This window comes from Candidatus Poribacteria bacterium (assembly GCA_026702755.1).
GTDB lineage: Bacteria > Poribacteria > WGA-4E > WGA-4E > WGA-3G > WGA-3G.
In genome coordinates this window covers 1-2,130 of sequence record JAPPBX010000035.1, presented here as the reverse complement: position 1 = coordinate 2,130, position 2,130 = coordinate 1, and the positions used below count along the sequence as shown (strand labels likewise).

General features: G+C 45.2%; 4 protein-coding genes. 2 read left to right on the top strand and 2 right to left on the bottom strand.

Annotation, left to right across the window (positions count from 1 at the left end; translation table 11 throughout):
* Nucleotides 1-455 (top strand): DUF1080 domain-containing protein (locus OXH39_06810; protein ID MCY3550153.1); only part of this gene is annotated, 455 nt, incomplete at its 5' end.
* 211 nt (nucleotides 456-666) lie between these two features.
* Complete coding sequence (locus tag OXH39_06805) at nucleotides 667-1,158, top strand: type I restriction enzyme HsdR N-terminal domain-containing protein (protein MCY3550152.1); 492 nt, start codon at nucleotides 667-669, stop codon at nucleotides 1,156-1,158.
* A gap of 101 nt (nucleotides 1,159-1,259) precedes the next feature.
* On the opposite strand, the gene OXH39_06800 is transcribed toward OXH39_06805, so the two are convergent.
* Both OXH39_06800 and OXH39_06795 read right to left on the bottom strand, forming a co-directional pair.
* Nucleotides 1,260-1,613, bottom strand: coding sequence for a hypothetical protein (locus OXH39_06800; GenBank protein MCY3550151.1), 354 nt, complete (start codon nucleotides 1,611-1,613; stop codon nucleotides 1,260-1,262).
* Nucleotides 1,610-1,933, bottom strand: coding sequence for a type II toxin-antitoxin system RelE/ParE family toxin (locus OXH39_06795; protein ID MCY3550150.1), 324 nt, complete (start codon nucleotides 1,931-1,933; stop codon nucleotides 1,610-1,612). Before OXH39_06795 ends, OXH39_06800 begins: the two co-directional genes overlap by 4 nt.
* Nucleotides 1,934-2,130: the final 197 nt, after the last annotated feature.

Genomic DNA, 2,130 nt, shown 5'->3' with positions numbered 1-2,130 from the left:
AACAGCACTACGATAACTTCATATTATCGCTCGCGTACAAAACCGAACCGAAGGTTAACAGCGGGATTTTTGTCCGATGGGCAGACCTTGAGGATGCGGTTCAGAGCGGACTTGAAATCCAAATTTTGGATACCCACGGCAAAGAACCCACCACTAATCACGATTGCGGCGCGCTCTACGATGCCTTGGGACCGACGCGAAACACCTGTAAACCTGCGGGTGAGTGGAATGAGATGATTATCACGTGTGATGGCAGTATCATCGCCGTGACGCTTAATGGTGAAGAGATTGTTCGGGCGGATTTAGACGAATGGGATACACCCCACCAAAACCCTGATGGCAGTCGGAATAAATTCGGTATCGCCCTCAAAGATTTCCCGCGAAGTGGACATATCGGTATCCAGGACCACGGTGGAAAAATCTGGTGTAGGAACATTAAGGTCAAACCGCTATAGAAAGTCAATGACTATTGCTTTGTCCAGTTTGAAATTAAAGGTAAATCGAGTTCGTAGTAGGGCAATTCATTGCCCGTTGTTGACTCGCGAACGTGCGATAAATTGCACTACTACGAACCAACCCTAAAATCCAGAATGGATAAAATGCTATTGCGTCCATGTATGGTTCCCAGACCTCTCAATTGGACAGAATAAAAAGAAAGGCAAACTTATGACACAACCTGACATCATTCAAACCATCCTCAAAGACAGCAATTATCACCTTGACTTGTTTGACGAATCCGAAATTCAGGCGTTGCGGGAAGAAATTCTTATCCAAACGGTTAGAGGCAAAAAGACCGCATTTATCCGCTGTCCCATTCGCAGGAAAGCAATTCAACTAAAACCCGAAGAACTCATCCGCCAACTTTACGCCGCACGACTTCTGAAGCAGTACCGCTATTCAACAGAACGCGTGAGATTTGAACATCTCGTGAATTTTGGCAGAGAAAGAAAACGTGCCGATATTGTCATCGTCGATAAGGACCAACCCGATACCCCCTACATCATCGTTGAGTTAAAGAAGCCGAAACTCCAAGACGGTAAGGATCAACTCAAATCCTACTGCAACGCGACCGGTGCGCCCATAGCGGTATGGACAAACGGACAGGATATCTCACACTACCACCGAAAAGATCCGAATTATTTTGAAGAGATTACGTAGTGTTCTGTCACGTCTAAGCTGATAGGTTAGATTGGGTGGCTATGTTGGGTTTCACTACGTTCAACCCAACCTACGGGAAGCTTCAATTTTTATTTTCAAACTCACGTTATAAAGGATTTCCGTTCGGGTTTAACGCTAAAGTTTGCATCTGCCTTATGTTGAAGCGGCAACCGACACTCAAAGGTATTTAGTATAGTGTTGAGTATGTCTAACCGCCGGGCATCCTCGTTAGAGAGAGCATCCAAGAGAATTTCAGGTTCAATATCAGTTCGTTTGCAAATTTCAGCAATCCCGCCCTGTGATTCTATAAAAGTTCGGAGTCCCTTCAGAAAGAAAGGTAGATCACCGTCAGCAAGGTATTCCTCCACTGTTAATTGGAGATAGTCAATTGCTGCTTCTGGATCATTAGCAAGCCTCTCCCTTTGGTACTCACGCCAATTTCCCATTTCTCTCATGGGTGTGCCTCCTTATATTCTCGCCAATAGGTTTTTGCGCGTTCAATATCCCGCACTTGTGATGCCTTGTCTCCACCACAAAGTAGAAGAACAAGTGTATTGTCAATTCTGCCAAAATAGATACGATATCCCGGACCGAAGCGGAGACGCAATTCAAAAACACCGTCTCCAACAGATTTGAAATCGCCAAAATTTCCATCTTCCAACCGCTCAAGCCGTTTGTCAATTCTGTTTTGTGTACTTTTGTCTCGAATAGATTCAAGCCATTCCGTGAAAGGATTTTTGCCGTCTGGGGCACGGTAATATTGTATTTCTTGCACAGGTGCGTTGTTCCGCATTGATGGAATCTCTATAGTTTCGCGATCACCTTTCTGCCCTGTGCCTCTACCACATCACGCAGTGCCATCCAGAGCGACTCTGTGTTGTCATCCTCTTATAGTCTGCTAATGCTGCCTCCAGATAATACATCGCAAACTCTGTATCTGTGAGGTTTTTTAAGAGGTCATCCCTGAAACAG

Coding starts and splice junctions, on each gene's coding strand:
- OXH39_06805 (MCY3550152.1), top strand. CDS start 667: ATGACACAACCTGACATCATTCAAACCATCCTCAAAGACAGCAATTAT.
- OXH39_06800 (MCY3550151.1), bottom strand. CDS start 1,613: ATGAGAGAAATGGGAAATTGGCGTGAGTACCAAAGGGAGAGGCTTGCT.